Origin of the sequence: Sphingobium sp. JS3065 (assembly GCF_026427355.1) — a bacterium.
In the GTDB taxonomy this organism is placed as follows: domain Bacteria; phylum Pseudomonadota; class Alphaproteobacteria; order Sphingomonadales; family Sphingomonadaceae; genus Sphingobium.
The window spans coordinates 1,787,821-1,802,841 of sequence record NZ_CP102664.1 but is presented as its reverse complement, the minus strand read 5'-3'; the positions used below and the strand labels follow the sequence as shown (position 1 = coordinate 1,802,841).

Below are 15,021 nucleotides of genomic sequence, written 5' to 3'. Positions count from 1 at the left end.
CCTATCCCTTGATCAGCCCGATCTCCCGCAACCGTTCCGTCAGATAGTCGTGCGCCGTGATCGGCGGATCGCGCCGGGGATGGTCCGCATCCACGCATTGCGGCAGGGCGTCGATCAGGAAATCCGGCCGCAGGTGCAGGAAGAAGGGCATGGAATAGCGCGAAAAGCCCCGGCGTTCCGGCGGCGGATTGACGACGCGATGGCTGGTCGAGGGCAGATGATAGTTGGTCAGCCGCTGGAGCATGTCGCCCACATTGATGGCCAGCGCGCCCGGCGGCGGCACGACGGGGAGCCAGTTGCCGCCCCGATCCTTGAGTTCCAGCCCGCCTTCCTCCGCGCCCAGCAGCAGGGTGATGAGGTTGATGTCCTCATGCGCGCCGGCGCGGATGCCGGGCGCTTCCGCCGACACAGGCGGGTAATGGAGCAGGCGCAGGATCGAATTGCCATTCTCGACCGGCCTGTCGAACCAGCGTTCCTCCAGGCCCAGATAAAGGGCGATGGCGGAGAGCAGTTCGGCGCCGACGCGGTCGAACTCCGCATAGAGTTTCGCGAAAGTCTCATGAAATTCGGGCAGTTCGTCAGGCCAGACATTGGGCGGCATGGTTTCCGCCAAGGGATCGCCTGCCGGCAGGTCGCGGCCGACATGCCAGAATTCCTTGAGGTCGTTTTCGCTCGCGCCCTTGGCGATTTCCACGCCAAAGGCCGTATAGCCCCGCTGGCCGCCATTATATCTGGCGTCGTATCGCCGCTTCGCCTCTTCGGGCAGCGCGAAAAACTGGCGGGCCAGCGCCCAGCCCTTGTCGATCAGCGCCTGGTCCATGCCATGGTCCTTCACCATGGCGAATCCGAAACGCTGGAAGGAGCCCCCGAAGGCGGCGGAAAAATCGGCCTTCGACATATCCGCCATGGACAGGACAGGCACTTGTTCCAGCACCGATTGCGACACGTTTATTCTCCGAAATCCATATGATTGGCCCGGCGCGCCATCAGCGCGTCACGCGGCCATACGCACATTCTTGATCGTCCTCGTCGGCTGATGCAAGGAGAAGCCATGAACTACTGGCTGATGAAATCCGAACCCGATGTCTTTTCCTATGACGATCTGGTCGAAAAGGGGAAAGCGGAATGGGACGGGGTGCGCAACTATGCCGCCCAGAACAATATGAAGGCGATGAGGAAAGGCGACCTGTCGATCTTCTATCACAGCAATGTCGGGGTAGAGGCCGTTGGCATCATGGAGATTGTCGGGGAGGCCGCGCCCGACAGCACGGATGAGACGGGCAAGTGGATCGCCGTCCATGTGGGGCCAAAGGAAAAGTTCGCAAAGCCGGTGACGTTGAAGACGATGAAGGCCGATCCGGCGCTGGCCGATATGGCGATGATCCGCCAGTCGCGCCTGTCCGTATCCCCGCTGACGGAAGCGGAATTCAAGCATATCGTCGATTTGTCAAAGGCTTGAGAAAGCAGTTGCGGGAAATGCAATCGTTTCGCCTTTGTTTGCGATTGTCGCGTTGCCGCAACGCACCATAAACCGGCGTCAACAGAAAAGAATATTCCCAGAGGTGTTTGATCGGCATTCACAAGGAGTTTACCCATGCGAATGCTGTCCAAGTTTGTCCTTTCCGCCCTGTTCGCCTTTGGCGCCGCCAATGCTCCGGCCCATGCCGAAGACGCTGCCAAGCAGAAGTTCACGCACGAAGGTTTCACCTATATCTATGACGTCAAGGACACCAAGACCGGCAAGGTGATTTCGGGCCGTCGTTACCCCGACGCCGTTGCCTTCAACCTGTCCGTCAAGGGAGGCCGCGTTTCGGGCGTCTCCGGCGGTCAGGCCGTTGCCTTCAAGCTGGAGGAGGCGCGCGGCGCGGCCGCCGAATAAGATCCTCGAAGCTTTTTCCCGGAAAAAAGGGCGGCTTTCCATTGGGAAGCCGCCCTTTTCCATGCCTTGCCGTTTGCGCTGGGTAAGGGCTGCGCGGTCGCCAGGCCTGGACCTCAGCGGCAGCGGCGCTTGCTGTCGATTTCCTTGCCCAGCAACGCACCGCCCGCCGCGCCCAGAATCGTGCCGGTGGCGCGGTCGCCGCGGGTGTCGATAGCGCGGCCAATCAGCGCGCCGCCGACGCCGCCGACGATCAGGCCGGTCGTGCCGTCGGACTTGCGGCAATAGGTGCGGCCGTCGCGACCGCGCCACTCACGATATTCATAATGGCGACGGGCATTCGCGCCGTCCGATGGGACAGCCATCGAAACCGGAATCGCCAGCGAAACGGCAGCCAGGGCCATAAGAGCTTTACGCATTTCATCTCCTTCAAAAGGCGTGCTTTGATCGTTCAACCCGCCCATATTGATCGAGGTTGCATGAACCTGCGACAACGGCACATCGCATTGTTTTGGCACGCATAAAATTTGAGGTCAGGTGATGAGCGGATACGATGAAACGGGGGCGAAGGCGTTGATCCGTTCTTTGGACCTTGCCCCTCATCCCGAAGGCGGATGGTATAGGGAATGTTGGCGGGCGAAAGCCGAAGCGGGCGAGCGCGCTGCCGGAACCACGATCTATTTCCTGCTGGAGGCGCATCAACGATCCCACTGGCATCGGGTTGATGCCGACGAACATTGGTTCTGGCATGCTGGCGCGCCGATGACCCTTTCCATCGCGGCAGAGGGCGGGCCGGTACGGGAATGGCTGCTGGGCGGCGATGTGCTGGCGGGGCAGCAGCCGCAATTGCTGGTTCCCTCCCATCATTGGCAGGCGGCGCGCCCGGTGGACGGCTGGACATTGGTGAGCTGCGTCGTGATCCCCGGCTTCGAATTTTCCGGCTTTGCGCTGGCGCCGGACGGGTGGTCGCCGGGCGGCTGAAACGCCAGGAAAAAAATTATCCACATCTATCCACAGCTTTAGGGCGAATCCGTCTTCGAGGTGAAAGATTCCGCTTTGCCCGACTCGCTTTTGGTGAGAGCATCCTCTTATCGGAAAGGACGGGAGACAGAGAAATCTGGATGCCAAAGTCAAAGAGAAATCAATGACTTGAAGGACTTTTCGAGCGTCGGAAAAGAAGCATGGACCGGAAGGAAAATGCGGAAAGCCGATGGTCCTCAATAGACGATGCTGTGCACGCGCGAAAGTGAACGTCGGGCATCGAATAAAGAGGACAGGCTGCGGGAAAACGGCCGACCGGCCGGAAGAACGGAGCCGACACGATAGCAAAGCCTTTTAGGCGGACCTATCGCGCGCCGAGTCCGATGATCGCATCTCGAAAGAGAAGCGGATCGAGAGACACGACGGAAGTGGGGACCGGCAGAAATGCCGGCCCCCATTTTGCTTTTGGGCCTTTATCGTCAGGCAGGGCGAAGCGGCGAACCGCCTGATTTGCGACCTGAAAACGCCTTTACATCGAAAGCCGATATGATAGGCCGCATCGGGTCGAGCGCGCGGAAGGGTAAAGCTGCGCCTGGACCATCGTGCGTTAAACCGGGAACTTCGGTTACCTTGGGCTTGTCGAAGGACTTTGCTTCTCTTCAAGAGAAATGGCTTCGCCCGGTTCAACCCGAACTGCGAAAGCTGGTTCGATTTAACGCAGGATGCTTTGATTTAATGAGTTTTCTGCGATTTTCGGGTCGTCAGATGGTCCATCTGACTTGAAATCGCTCCAGCTAATCGGGGAGTCGAGGTGGAGACCGACATTCGGGAGGGGACGGGGGAGAAATCCTCCGTAAGAGGGCATGCGCGCAATGGGGCGGGCATCGGGCGGCCATGGCTGAGCATATTGGTGCCGTTCTATAATGTCCTGCCCTATCTGGAAGAATGCCTGTCCTCCATCATCGAACAGATGGACGGCGACAGCGGCATCGAACTGATCCTGATCGACGACAAGTCGACGGATGGGTCGGCCGAACTGTGCGCGGAACTGATCGCCGGGGCGCGATGCAATGTCCGGATGATGCATCATGCCGAAAACCGGGGGATGAGCGCGGCGCGCAATTCGTTGCTGGAAGCGGCGGCGGGCGATTATCTGTGGTTCGTCGATTCGGACGACAAGTTGCTGCCGGGGTCCGTCGCCGCGCTGCGGGATATTGTTCGCTCGTCTCGGCCCGATGTCGTGCTGTGCGATTATTTGCGTGGCGATGGCGTGCCCATCGCCGCCTTTGCCGGGCCGGTCGGCAAACTGGACGACAATATCGAGACGTTGATCGCCGGGACCTTCGCCAACCGGCGGCTGCACATATGGTCGCGCGTCTGGAACCGGTCGCTGTTCGCCAGCGGCATCCGCTTTCCGGAAGGCGTCTGCTTCGAGGACATAGCCACTGTCCCCTGGCTGATGCTGAGGGCGAAAAGCTATTTCTATTCGGCCCAGCCGTGGGTCTATTACCGGTCGCGGCCCGGCAGCATCATCGCCCAGATTTCCAGGGTGCCGCGGCAATTCGATGTTCGGCGGAACGATGATCTGGCAAGCGCGCTCAACGGTTTTCACTATGACCTTGCCCATGCAATTCCGGGCGTGAAGCGGGAGACGGAGGCGTTGCTGGGGCGCTTTATCTCGCGCGAATTCTTCAAGCTTTCGAGGCGGCTTGTGCGGTCGCGCCAATATGCGGACCTGGCGGCGCTGCGCGTTCTGATCGCCCGGTACAGGGGCATGATGGAAGGCAATTCGCCCGTGCCCTTTTCCCGGATCGCGGTCCGCTATCTATTGAAAGGACAGATCGTCCGGGCGGCGGAATTGTGGCTGGCACTGGCCCTTGCGGGGCGTCGTCCCGCGAATCAGGAGGCCCCGCCGATGGCGGAACGTTCCCGTTACGCCTGAAATATGGTGCCGGATGAGGGGATCGAACCCCCGACCTTCGGTTTACAAAACCGCTGCACTACCGCTGTGCTAATCCGGCGCGCCCGTTTCGGACGGGGAGCGCCTTACTATCAGATGATGCCGAACGTCCAGCCCTCTGTTGCGGCGATTTTCGCATCGAGCGGGCCAGGACTCCACAGGCTGGGCTGCGGCGCGGCGCGGCGGAGCCAGGCGGCGGTCAGGATCGCGTCGGCGCCGTGATCGTCCGGCGGCAGGCCCGGATGCGGTTGCGATTCGACGGCGCGCAGGGCGTCATTCAGCGCGGCGAGATCGCGCATCTTGGTCCTGCCCCTGGGACGCCCGGCGGCGCGGGCGGCTATGCTGGTGTAGATTTCGATCACCAGCGAGCCGGTTTCGGGTGGCGGGTCGAAGGGCCAGACGGGGACGTGGGCGTGGACATGGTGGAGCAGCCGCATCCCTGAGAAACTCGCCTTGGCGACCTGAGCCGCGCCGATGGCGTCGTAGACCGTGGAGGGCTTGCCGCCGCCCTGCGCGTTGTAATGCGCTTCGCAGGCCCGGTTGTGCATATAGTCGGCCTTTACCCCGTCGGCCTTGCCGAAATAGAAATGGCGGCGGTGGGTCCGTTCGAGCAGGCTGGCCGCGCCCAGATCCTCATCCTCGCAAATGCCATCGACATAGGCCCAGAAGGCGGGGCCGGCGGTCGGCGCTTCGTCGCCGGGCAGGTAGCTTTGGCGGGCGATATAGGGTGGGGCGAAGCTGAAATCGAAGCCGAAAAGGGTGGGGGCTTCGCGGGCGGTGCGGATCAGCCAGTCCGCGACGGCCCGCCGCGACCAGAAACCGCCGCCGTCCGGATGCTGGAGCAGGGGAACCGCCTCGCCCGCCTCACAAAGGGCCACGGCGATGCCCTTGTGGCGCGAACCCTTGGCGCCCGACCAGTCGATGACGGCATAGCGGGCGAAGCGCGGCGTCATTGCTGATGGCGTTCGGCTCTCAGGCGGTCCCAATAGGCCAGGCGTTCGGCGATGCGCGCTTCGAACCCGCGTTCGGTGGGGGCGTAGAAAGTCTGGGGCTGCATCTCGTCCGGCCAGTAATCGTCGCCGGAAAAGCCGTCCACCGCGTCATGGTCATACTGATAGCCCTTGCCGTAGCCAATATTCTTCATGAGCTTGGTCGGGGCGTTCAATATATTCTGCGGCGGCATCAGGGAGCCGGTGTCGCGGGCGGATTTCCAGGCGGCCTTCATCGCGTTGTAGGCGGCGTTGGATTTGGGGGCCGTGGCGCAATAGAGGCAGGCCTGGACGATGGCGAGTTCGCCTTCCGGAGAGCCGAGAAATTCGTAAGTGTCCTTCGCGGCGAGGCACTGGACGACGGCCTGCGGATCGGCAAGGCCGATATCCTCCACCGCGAAGCGGACGAGGCGGCGCAGGACGTAGAGCGGTTCCTCGCCCGCCGTGAGCATCCGGGCGAGATAATAGAGGGCGGCTTGCGGGTCCGATCCGCGCAGGCTTTTATGCAGCGCGGAAATCAGGTTGTAATGGCCCTCCCGATCCTTGTCATAGACCGCCACGCGGCGGTGGAGCAGGGCGGATAGGCCCGCGGCATCGAGCGGTTCGGGAATGTCGATGGAATAGAGGGTCTCGACCTGGTTGAGCAGGAAGCGGCCATCGCCATCCGCGCTGGCGAGCAGGGCTTCGCGGGCGGCTGGGGCGAGTGGCAAGGGGCGGCCTGTCAGGGCTTCGGCGCGGTCCAGCAACAGTTCGAGGGCGCTGGCGTCCAACCGGCGCAGGATCAGCACCTGCGCGCGGGAGAGAAGCGCGGCGTTGAGTTCGAAGCTGGGATTTTCCGTGGTCGCGCCGACCAGCGTGACGGTGCCGTCCTCCACGAAGGGCAGGAAGCTGTCCTGCTGCGCCCGGTTGAAGCGGTGGATTTCGTCCACGAAGAGCAGGGTCTTTTCGCCGCGCCGGGCATGGTCCCTGGCGGCGGCGAAGACCTTTTTGAGGTCCGCCACGCCGGAAAAGACGGCGGAGATCGGCTCGAAACGCATGCCCACCGCATCGGCCAGCAGGCGGGAAATGGTGGTCTTGCCCGTTCCCGGCGGCCCCCACAGGATGATGGAGGAGAGGCGGCCCGCCGCGACCATGCGGCCGATGGCGCCTTCGGGACCGGTCAGATGGTCCTGCCCGACCACGTCGGCCAGGGTGCGGGGACGCAGCTTGTCCGCCAGCGGGGCGTCGGCCGGGGTCGTGGTGGGCAGGTCGTCGGGAGCGAAAAGGTCAGCCATCACCCTTGATATAGGAAGGCTTTCGCTTTCAGGGAACAGGACTCGACCGGACGACCGCCCCATGTTCGCGCTGGCGGATCACGCGGAGATAGGTGTCGACCAGCGCCTGGTTGACCTGATCCCAGCCATAGCGTTCCGCTTCGCCCATGGCGGCCGCACCGGCGGCGGATCGCATGGCGGGATCGGTGCAATAGGCGGTCAGCGCATCGGCGAATGCGGTGATCGCGCCGGGGCGGATCAGGCGGCCGGTCACGCCTTCGGTGACCAGGCTCTCGCTGCCGGTGGCGCGGGCGGCGACGGTGGGCAGGCCGCAGGCCATCGCCTCCAGCGTCACATTGCCGAAGGTTTCCGTGACGCTGGGGTTGAACAGCATGTCCATGCTGGCGACGGCACGGCCAAGTTCCGGGCCTTTCTGAAAGCCGGTGAAGATCGCGTTCGGCAGGCGGTTTTCGAACCATTCGCGGGCCGGGCCTTCGCCGACGATCAGCACCTTGTGACGCACATTCCTGGACGTCAGATGATCGATCGTGTCGGAAAAGACATCCAGCCCCTTTTCCATCACCAGCCGGCCGACGAAGCCAATCACCGGTTCGTCGTCCGCCATGCCCCGCGACTGGCGCCAGGCGGAATCGCGGCGGTCGGGATTGAAGATTTCCCGGTCGATGCCGCGGGTCCAGATGCCGACATCATAGCTCATCCGCTGTTCGCGCAGCAGTTGCGCCATCGATTCGGACGGCGCGACGATGGCGTCGCAGCGGCGATAGAAGCGGCGCAGGATCGATTCGATCAGCGGCTCCAGAAAGGCGAGGCCATAATAGCGCGGATAGGTTTCGAAGCGCGTGTGGACCGAAGCGACGGCGGGCAGGCCGCGCGCGCGCGCCCAACTGATGGCGCGATGGCCGAGCGGGTCGGGGCTGGAGACATGCACCAGATTGGGAGCGAAGCGCTTGAGGTCGCGGCGGACGGCGCCCGAAAGGCGATAGGGAATCCGATATTCGCTGCGCCCCGGCACCGGCACGGACGGCGCGCTGACCAACTCCCCCGCCGGATCGAAAGCGGGCGTATCGGTCGTGGGCGAATAGACGCGCACGGCCGCGCCCTGGCGCAGCAGATAGCCCACGAAGCGATTGAGCGCCTGGTTCGCGCCATCGCGCACATAGTTGTAATTGCCGCTGAAGAGTGCGACGCGAAGCCCCGTGACATCCATTCGTCGCCCTTAACGCAGGCAATCGCAAAACCCAAGGGAAGGGCGAGGGCCATGCGATTTTTGCCTGCCGGCGCTTTCCCGGCCCGATGCCTTTGCCTGTCGAGCGGCCTTTCCCCTCCGGCGGCTTTCATGCCAGGGAGGGGCATGACCGCGCTTTCCATGACCGTCGACGCGCTGCTGACCGGCGCGCCCGTTCCCTTCCGGGACGGCGAATATAGCGCCATCGCGAAGAGGCCGGTGGAGGGAGTTGTGCGGATCGGCTGGCTGGGCCTGGAAGGCGACAGGGTGGCCGACACCGTGCATCATGGCGGCTGGGACAAGGCGATCCACCTCTATCCGCAGGATCATTATGACTGGTGGCGCGAGCGGAAGCCGGACCATCCGCTGCTCGACAGGCCGGGCGCCTTTGGCGAGAATATCGCGTCACGCGGCATGACGGAGGCGGAAATATGCCTGGGCGACCGCTTCTCCCTGGGCAGTGCGGTGATAGAGGTGAGCCATGGACGGCAGCCCTGCTGGAAGCTCGACCATCGTTTCGGCGCGAAGGACGTGATGGCGACCATCGTGAAGACGGCGCGGTGCGGCATATATTTCCGCGTCATCCGGGAAGGCGAGGCCGAGTCCGGCACGCGGATGAACCTGCTGGAGCGTCCTTTGCCGGATTGGCCGGTGGCGCGGCTGTTCCAACTGCTGATCGGCGGCGGACACAAGGCCGATCCGGATGCGGTGCGGGCGCTGGCGGACATGCCGGTCCTGGCCGAAGCGTGGCGGGAACGAGCGCGGAAACTCGCATGAGCCATAGGCTGGCCGCAGGCACTGGCGTGGCGCAACCGCTCCCCCTATAGCTGGCCCATGGCATCCACCGAAAAGAAGAAGAAAACCGTCCCCGCCCGAACCCCCGCCCGAACCAAAGTGCGGCCCGCGGGCTTCCCGACACGCGAGCAGGTGATGGATTTCATCACCACCTCCGAACAGGCGGCGGGAAAGCGGGAAATCGCCAAGGCGTTCGGCCTGAAGGGGCAGGAGAAGATCGCGCTCAAGGCGTTGCTGAAGGACATGGCGGATGAAGGGCTGATCGACATCGGCCCGGCGCGCGCCTTCCACAAGATGGGCGGCGTGCCCAAGGTCACGGTGCTGCGGATCGTCGATGTGGACGACACGACCCTGATCGCCACGCCCGAACGCTGGGAGGCGGAGGGCCAGCCCGCGCCCCGATTGCGCATCGTGGAGCGCGGCAAGCGGGGCGCGCTGACCATCGGCGACCGCATCCTGGCGCGGACGGAGGAGGCCGGACGCGGCTGGGTCGCCCATCCGATGAAGAAGCTCGCCAAGGCCAGCGAGGAATTGCTGGGCGTGGTGGAGGAGGGAGACGGCGGCAAGCTGTGGCTGCGCCCCGTCGACAAGCGCATTCGCCGGGACACGCCGATTTCGGATGTGGGGACGGCGAAGAAGGGCGATCTGGTGCTGGCCGAGCCGGTGGGGCGGCCGCCCCGGATAACGGCGCGTGTGACGGACATATTGGGCGATCCCTTCGCCCCGCGCAGCTTCAGCCTGATCGCCATCCATAAACATGGCATTCCGCACGTCTTTTCCGAACGGGTGGAGGAAGAGGCGGTATCGGCATCGAAACTCGCTTTGCATGAGGAGAAGCGGGAGGATCTGCGGCACCTGCCCATCGTCGCCATCGATCCGGTCGATGCGCGGGATCATGACGATGCGGTCTGGGCCGCGCCGGACGACGATCCCGCCAATGAGGGCGGCTACAAGGTGATCGTCGCGATCGCGGACGTCAGCTATTATGTGCGGCCGGGCAGCGCGCTGGACCGGGAGGCGCGCAAGCGGGGGAACAGCGTCTATTTCCCCGACCTCGTGGTGCCGATGCTGCCGCATCAGCTTTCCTCCGACATGTGTTCGCTGCGGGCGGGCGAGGACAGGGCGGCGATGGCGTGCCACCTCGTCCTCGACGCTTCGGGGAAGGTGAAGAGCTGGCGCTTCTCCCGCGCCGTGATCCGGGTGGCGGCGGTGCTGGCCTATGAGGATGCGCAGGCGGCCATCGACGGAGAAAAGCCGCTCGATTTGCTGGAAACCGCCCTCAGGCCGCTATGGGCCTGCTGGGCGCTGCTGCGCAAGGCGCGGGACAAGCGGGAACCCCTGGCGCTCGACCTGCCGGAACGGCGCGTGGTGCTGGACGATCATGGCAAGATCGTCAGCGTCGCGGTGCGCGAACGGCTGGACGCGCATATGTTGATCGAGGATTATATGATCGCCGCCAATGTCGCGGCGGCCAAGGCGCTGGAAGCCAAAAAAGCGCCCGTCATGTACCGCGTCCACGAACCGCCAAGCCGCGACAAGCTGGTGGCGCTGAAGGACTATCTTGCCACCTTCGACATCGAATTCGCCCTGGGGCAGGTGGTGAAGCCGTCCACCTTCAACCAGTTGATCAAGCGCGTCGGGGAAGCGGAGGAAAAGCCCCTGATCATGGAGCAGATATTGCGCAGCCAGACGCAGGCCTATTATGCGCCGTCCAATCTGGGCCATTTCGGGCTGGCATTGGGGTCATATGCTCATTTCACCTCGCCCATCCGCCGCTATGCGGACCTGCTGGTGCACCGGGCGCTGGTGGGCGCCCATGGACTGGAACTGCCCGCGCCCAAGGGGGACATTCCCGACCGCTCTTCGCTGAGCGGCGAGGATATGGAGAATATGGGCCGCGTCGGCGAGATGATCAGCCAGCATGAGCGCCGCGCCATGGAGGCGGAACGCGATACCATCGACCGCTATGTCGCGGCCTTTCTGGCGGCGCATGTGGGCGATCTGGTCGAGGCGCGGATCACGGGGGTACAGAGCTTCGGCTTCTTCGCCACGGTGGAGGGGCTGGGCGGCGACGGGCTGGTGCCGGTGTCGACCCTGGGCGACGAGCGCTTTTATTATGACGAGGCGGGACGGGCGCTGGAGGGCGTGGAAAGCGGCGACCGCTATACGGTCGGCCAACGGCTGCAATTGCGGCTGGTGGAGGCGGACCCGATCAACGGGGCTTTGCGCTTCGAACTGCCCGATGCCCTGCCGCAGCGGCCCAGCTTCAAGAAGGATCGTGTGCGGCCGGGCAGCGCCCGGCGCGGACGGCCCACCAATATCCGGCATATCGGGGCGAAGCGGGGCAAGCATCGCCGGTGATAACGCAACGGAAAAGGGCGGCCACGCAGGACCGCCCCTTTTCCATCCCAAAGCGGGCCGCGGAGGATCAGGCCGCCGCGCTCTCCGGCTCCACGGCGAACAGGGTCACGCCCTTATATTTGCTGTCGGACTGATCATAGAGGCCGTGCATAGCCTCGAACTTTTCCTCGATCAGGCTGACGTCGTTCAACCCCGCCAGCTTGAAAGTGCCCAGCTTCAGTTCCCGCGGCGGGCGGCCGTCGCGCTCTATGGTCACGGCGTCGATGAACATCTCGTCATGGCGCGTGTAGAGGATATGCGGAGCCAGCTTCACGACCATCTTGTTATAGGTCGCGGTCAGACATTTCTGGAGCGCGATGGCTTCGAAGAACATGGTGGGAGCGTTCATAGTGCGTTTTTCATGACAAATTTGAAGCCCAGGTTCAATTGCTTTGTGCATCGCACCATCATCCTGCAATGCAACCTGGCGGATTTGCGGGACAAACGGCGTCAGGCGCTTCGCGCATGCGGCAGCAGGTGCAGACGCTCCCGCAGCGCCCAGCGCAGGACAAGCGATAGCGCCACCACTCCAAGCCCGCTCGCCAGCCCCAGCCAGATGCCCAGCCCCTGCAATCCCAGCGGAAAGGCCAGGATGACGCCGACGCCGATGCCGATCACCCAATAGCCGATCAGGGCGAAGATCATCGGCACCCGCGTATCCTGTATGCCCCGCAGCACGCCCGCGCCGACCGCCTGAGCGGCGTCCACCAACTGGAACAGCGCCGCCACCCCCAGGAAACCGACCGCCAGCGCCGCCGTCCGCCCGTTGGCCGGATCGTGCAAGTCCAGGAATCCCGAAATCAGCCACCGGGGAAAGGCGATCAGCATCGCCGCCGCCATCAGCGCGAATCCGGTGCCGATCGCCAGAGCCAGCCATCCCGCCCGGCCGACCCCCGCCCGGTCACGCTTGCCATAGGCCAACCCCACGCGCACCGTCGCGGCCTGGCCCACGCCCATGGGCACCATGAAGACCAGCGCCGCGATCTGGATCGCCACCGCATGCGCCGCCAGCGAGTCGCGGTCGATCAACCCCATCAGAAAGGCGGAGGCGTTGAACACGGTCGTTTCCAGCCCCAGGGTGATCGCGATGGGCAGGCCCAGCGTCCAGACCGTCCGGTGCCGCTCCCTGTCCCGCGTCCAGAACTGCCCCAGCAGGCGGTAGCGCCGGAACCGCCGGTCGATCAGAATGACGGACAGCAGTCCGAAGAACAGGAAGGAAGAGGACAGGCTGCTCGCGATCCCCGCGCCGAACAACCCCAGCGCGGGAAAGCCCAGATGCCCGAAGATCAGCGCCCACCCCGCCAGCACATTGAACGGGATGGCGCAGGCCATGACGATCAGGCCCCAGACCGGTCGCTCCAGCGCGGAAATGAAATTGCGCAGGGTGGTGAAACCCAGAAAGGGCAGCAGCGCCCATTGCAGCCCGCGCATCAATTCGCCCGCCTGGGCCGCAAGGTCGGCTTCCTGCCCCATCAGCAGCAGGATCGCCTCGCTTTCCCACAGCAGCGCCCAGGCGGGCAGGACGAACAGCGCCGCCGCGCGCAGCGTCTGGTGCACCGTCCGCCGGACATCGCGCACCGAATGCCGCCGCCGCCCGCGCTCGGTCGCGATCAGGGGCGCGGCGGCGGTGACCAGCCCCATGCCGAAGATCAGCAGCGCGTTGAACAGGTTGATCGCCAGCGCCCCCGAAGCCACCGCGCTCGCCCCCAAGCGGCCTAGCAGCAGCAGGTCGGTCGCGGCGATCCCCGCCCAGGCGATATTGCCGGCGATCATCGGCAGCGCGAGCGCCGTCAGCGCCCCGGCCTCCAGGCGCCAGGGTGAACGCATCAATGCTTCTTGAAGAGGTGCAGCACCGCCACGACGATGCCGCCGACGACCAGTCCGACGATGCCCGCGCCCAGGGCGTTCACGACCCAGTCGACCACCGGCGCGACGGCGGGCAGGGCATGGGCGGCGCCTGCCGCGAGATGATGGATCGCGCCGGGTATCAGATCCCAGTGAAACTCATGCAGCCCGTGGACGATCAATCCGCCGCCGACCCACAGCATCGCCGCCGTGCCCACCACGCTCAATATCCGCATCAGCACGGGCATGGCCTTCACCATCGCCCGGCCCAATGCCCGCGTGCCGACCGAGCGCCGCTCGGCCAGATGCAGGCCGATATCGTCCATCTTCACGATGAAGCCGACGACGCCATAGACGCCCGCGGTAATCAGGAAGGCGACGACGAGCAGGATGATCGCCTGTTCCCAGATCGGTTCCGCCGCCACCGTGCCAAGCGCGATCGCCATGATCTCCCCCGACAGGATGAAGTCGGTGCGGATCGCGCCGGACACCTTCCGGTCCTCCAGTTCCTTCGAACTGTGCGTCTCCAGCGCTTCTTCCGCCAGATCATGGCCGCCCTGCATGGCTTCGAGCAGCTTTTCCGCCGCTTCGAAACAGAGGAAGGCCCCGCCCAGCATCAGCAGCGGCGGCAGCAGCCAGGGCGCAAAGGCGCTGAGCACCAGCGCGGCGGGCAGCAGGAACAACAGCTTGTTGCGCAGCGATCCCTTGGCGATCTTCCAGATGATGGGCAGTTCGCGGTCGGGCGTCAGGCCCATGACATAGCGCGGCGTGACGGCGGTGTCGTCGATCACGACTCCGGCCGCCTTCGACCCGGCCTTGCCCGCGGCGGCGGCGACGTCGTCCAGCGACGTGGCGGTGAGCTTGACAATCCCCGCTACGTCATCGAGCAGCGCGATCAGACCCGAAGGCATTGATAAAATTCCCCTGTTGGTCCCGACAGGGGACCGGAAGCCGTCTCATAGAGGCGGGGCAAGGGTGGGGCAATGGATTGGCGCGGCTTCAAACCGATAAATGGCTGTCGGCGCGCAGCTTGTCAGTGCAGCCCGCGATAATTGGCCGGCGGGTCGCTGGCAGGGAAGCTCTCGTCATTCTGCTCATCCACCAGATCCCAATCGCGGGCATCGATATGCTGCTCTTCCGGCCCCGCATCGCGCACCCGGACGGGGGTGAAGGCGGCACGCCTTTGGTCCTCGGCCCCCTCTTTGCTCTGCCATTCCTTCCACCCCTTCCACGCCGCGGCGCCCAGCCCGGTGAGGAATGCCAGCTTCAACAGCCCCTTCATTTCGGCTTCTCCTGTGTTTCATGCAGATGGACCCACTCGGCCTTATTTCCGCCGATGCTGTCGGGCGGCAGCGGGATTTCGCCTTCCTCATCCGTACCACCGGGCGGATCGCCGGAAGCGGCGGACCCGATGGACCAGCGTTCGCGCAGCGCGGCGTCGATCATCGCCCGCCAGACGCGCCCATCACCCGCCTCCGCCATGGCGTCGTCCGGGTCTTTCATGATTGCGATCAGCCCGGCGGCCTGCTCCACCCGATCCCGCCAGTCATCGGGATTCCCGGCTGCCAGGTGGCGGGCCAGCCGTTCCAATAGGGTGTGCTGCTCCATGACGGGATGAACGCGGTCGCCGCTCCTCTGTTCCCGCCTCGCAACGGAGTGAACGGCAACGCCCGTCG

16 protein-coding genes and 1 tRNA gene are annotated in these 15,021 nt (G+C 64.5%); 6 read left to right on the top strand and 11 right to left on the bottom strand.

Annotated elements, in window-relative coordinates; all coding sequences use genetic code 11:
* Position 1: 1 nt before the first annotated feature.
* The gene (locus NUH86_RS08565; protein WP_267249112.1) at positions 2-946 is read right to left on the bottom strand and encodes an isopenicillin N synthase family dioxygenase; all 945 of its coding nucleotides are present in this window, start codon (positions 944-946) and stop codon (positions 2-4) included.
* A gap of 105 nt (positions 947-1,051) precedes the next feature.
* On the opposite strand from NUH86_RS08565, the gene NUH86_RS08560 reads away from it, so the two are divergent.
* Positions 1,052-1,459 (top strand): EVE domain-containing protein, encoded by a 408-nt coding sequence (locus NUH86_RS08560; RefSeq protein WP_267249111.1) that lies wholly within the window; start codon positions 1,052-1,054, stop codon positions 1,457-1,459.
* A gap of 141 nt (positions 1,460-1,600) precedes the next feature.
* Complete coding sequence (locus NUH86_RS08555) at positions 1,601-1,879, top strand: hypothetical protein (protein ID WP_267252072.1); 279 nt, start codon at positions 1,601-1,603, stop codon at positions 1,877-1,879.
* Positions 1,880-1,992: 113 nt separating this feature from the next.
* On the opposite strand, the gene NUH86_RS08550 is transcribed toward NUH86_RS08555, so the two are convergent.
* Positions 1,993-2,295, bottom strand: coding sequence for a glycine zipper 2TM domain-containing protein (locus tag NUH86_RS08550; RefSeq protein WP_267249110.1), 303 nt, complete (start codon positions 2,293-2,295; stop codon positions 1,993-1,995).
* Positions 2,296-2,416: 121 nt separating this feature from the next.
* Between NUH86_RS08550 and NUH86_RS08545 the strand changes: the two genes are divergently transcribed.
* A complete protein-coding gene (locus NUH86_RS08545; RefSeq protein ID WP_267249109.1) occupies positions 2,417-2,857 on the top strand; it encodes a cupin domain-containing protein in 441 nt (146 codons plus the stop codon).
* A gap of 811 nt (positions 2,858-3,668) precedes the next feature.
* The gene (locus NUH86_RS08540; protein ID WP_267249108.1) at positions 3,669-4,799 is read left to right on the top strand and encodes a glycosyltransferase family 2 protein; all 1,131 of its coding nucleotides are present in this window, start codon (positions 3,669-3,671) and stop codon (positions 4,797-4,799) included.
* A gap of 4 nt (positions 4,800-4,803) precedes the next feature.
* Here the strand turns inward: NUH86_RS08540 and NUH86_RS08535 are convergent.
* The 4 genes from NUH86_RS08535 to NUH86_RS08520 form a co-directional block, all read right to left on the bottom strand.
* Positions 4,804-4,878 (bottom strand) — tRNA-Thr (locus tag NUH86_RS08535).
* A gap of 31 nt (positions 4,879-4,909) precedes the next feature.
* The gene (locus NUH86_RS08530) at positions 4,910-5,770 is read right to left on the bottom strand and encodes a hypothetical protein (protein ID WP_267249107.1); all 861 of its coding nucleotides are present in this window, start codon (positions 5,768-5,770) and stop codon (positions 4,910-4,912) included.
* A complete protein-coding gene (locus NUH86_RS08525; protein ID WP_267249106.1) occupies positions 5,767-7,080 on the bottom strand; it encodes a replication-associated recombination protein A in 1,314 nt (437 codons plus the stop codon). Before NUH86_RS08525 ends, NUH86_RS08530 begins: the two co-directional genes overlap by 4 nt.
* Positions 7,081-7,108: 28 nt before the next feature.
* A complete protein-coding gene (locus tag NUH86_RS08520; RefSeq protein WP_267249105.1) occupies positions 7,109-8,287 on the bottom strand; it encodes a glycosyltransferase family 4 protein in 1,179 nt (392 codons plus the stop codon).
* A gap of 144 nt (positions 8,288-8,431) precedes the next feature.
* Here NUH86_RS08520 and NUH86_RS08515 point away from each other — a divergent pair, with 144 nt between their 5' ends.
* Together NUH86_RS08515 and rnr are read left to right on the top strand one after the other, a co-directional pair.
* Positions 8,432-9,082 carry an MOSC domain-containing protein gene (locus NUH86_RS08515; protein ID WP_267249104.1) on the top strand — a complete coding sequence of 217 codons (651 nt, stop codon included), beginning with the start codon at positions 8,432-8,434 and terminating at the stop codon, positions 9,080-9,082.
* A gap of 57 nt (positions 9,083-9,139) precedes the next feature.
* Positions 9,140-11,461 (top strand): ribonuclease R, encoded by a 2,322-nt coding sequence (gene rnr, locus NUH86_RS08510; protein ID WP_267249103.1) that lies wholly within the window; start codon positions 9,140-9,142, stop codon positions 11,459-11,461.
* A 67-nt stretch (positions 11,462-11,528) separates the two neighbouring features.
* On the opposite strand, the gene NUH86_RS08505 is transcribed toward rnr, so the two are convergent.
* The 5 genes from NUH86_RS08505 to NUH86_RS08485 all read right to left on the bottom strand — a co-directional run bounded on the left by NUH86_RS08505 (position 11,529) and on the right by NUH86_RS08485 (position 14,953).
* Positions 11,529-11,849, bottom strand: coding sequence for a hypothetical protein (locus tag NUH86_RS08505; RefSeq protein ID WP_267249102.1), 321 nt, complete (start codon positions 11,847-11,849; stop codon positions 11,529-11,531).
* Between the two features lie 101 nt (positions 11,850-11,950).
* The gene (locus tag NUH86_RS08500; protein WP_267249101.1) at positions 11,951-13,327 is read right to left on the bottom strand and encodes an MATE family efflux transporter; all 1,377 of its coding nucleotides are present in this window, start codon (positions 13,325-13,327) and stop codon (positions 11,951-11,953) included.
* On the bottom strand, positions 13,327-14,256 hold the full coding sequence (locus NUH86_RS08495) for a DUF808 domain-containing protein (protein WP_267249100.1): 930 nt from the start codon (positions 14,254-14,256) through the stop codon (positions 13,327-13,329). The genes NUH86_RS08500 and NUH86_RS08495 overlap by 1 nt, the downstream gene beginning before the upstream one ends.
* Positions 14,257-14,378: 122 nt before the next feature.
* Positions 14,379-14,627 (bottom strand): hypothetical protein, encoded by a 249-nt coding sequence (locus tag NUH86_RS08490; protein ID WP_267249099.1) that lies wholly within the window; start codon positions 14,625-14,627, stop codon positions 14,379-14,381.
* Complete coding sequence (locus NUH86_RS08485; protein WP_267249098.1) at positions 14,624-14,953, bottom strand: hypothetical protein; 330 nt, start codon at positions 14,951-14,953, stop codon at positions 14,624-14,626. Before NUH86_RS08485 ends, NUH86_RS08490 begins: the two co-directional genes overlap by 4 nt.
* Positions 14,954-15,021: the final 68 nt, after the last annotated feature.

Coding starts and splice junctions, on each gene's coding strand:
- NUH86_RS08515 (WP_267249104.1), top strand. CDS start 8,432: ATGACCGCGCTTTCCATGACCGTCGACGCGCTGCTGACCGGCGCGCCC.
- NUH86_RS08560 (WP_267249111.1), top strand. CDS start 1,052: ATGAACTACTGGCTGATGAAATCCGAACCCGATGTCTTTTCCTATGAC.
- NUH86_RS08485 (WP_267249098.1), bottom strand. CDS start 14,953: ATGGAGCAGCACACCCTATTGGAACGGCTGGCCCGCCACCTGGCAGCC.
- NUH86_RS08545 (WP_267249109.1), top strand. CDS start 2,417: ATGAGCGGATACGATGAAACGGGGGCGAAGGCGTTGATCCGTTCTTTG.
- NUH86_RS08520 (WP_267249105.1), bottom strand. CDS start 8,287: ATGGATGTCACGGGGCTTCGCGTCGCACTCTTCAGCGGCAATTACAAC.
- NUH86_RS08530 (WP_267249107.1), bottom strand. CDS start 5,770: ATGACGCCGCGCTTCGCCCGCTATGCCGTCATCGACTGGTCGGGCGCC.
- NUH86_RS08550 (WP_267249110.1), bottom strand. CDS start 2,295: ATGCGTAAAGCTCTTATGGCCCTGGCTGCCGTTTCGCTGGCGATTCCG.
- rnr (WP_267249103.1), top strand. CDS start 9,140: ATGGCATCCACCGAAAAGAAGAAGAAAACCGTCCCCGCCCGAACCCCC.
- NUH86_RS08500 (WP_267249101.1), bottom strand. CDS start 13,327: ATGCGTTCACCCTGGCGCCTGGAGGCCGGGGCGCTGACGGCGCTCGCG.
- NUH86_RS08505 (WP_267249102.1), bottom strand. CDS start 11,849: ATGAACGCTCCCACCATGTTCTTCGAAGCCATCGCGCTCCAGAAATGT.
- NUH86_RS08490 (WP_267249099.1), bottom strand. CDS start 14,627: ATGAAGGGGCTGTTGAAGCTGGCATTCCTCACCGGGCTGGGCGCCGCG.
- NUH86_RS08555 (WP_267252072.1), top strand. CDS start 1,601: ATGCTGTCCAAGTTTGTCCTTTCCGCCCTGTTCGCCTTTGGCGCCGCC.
- NUH86_RS08525 (WP_267249106.1), bottom strand. CDS start 7,080: ATGGCTGACCTTTTCGCTCCCGACGACCTGCCCACCACGACCCCGGCC.
- NUH86_RS08495 (WP_267249100.1), bottom strand. CDS start 14,256: ATGCCTTCGGGTCTGATCGCGCTGCTCGATGACGTAGCGGGGATTGTC.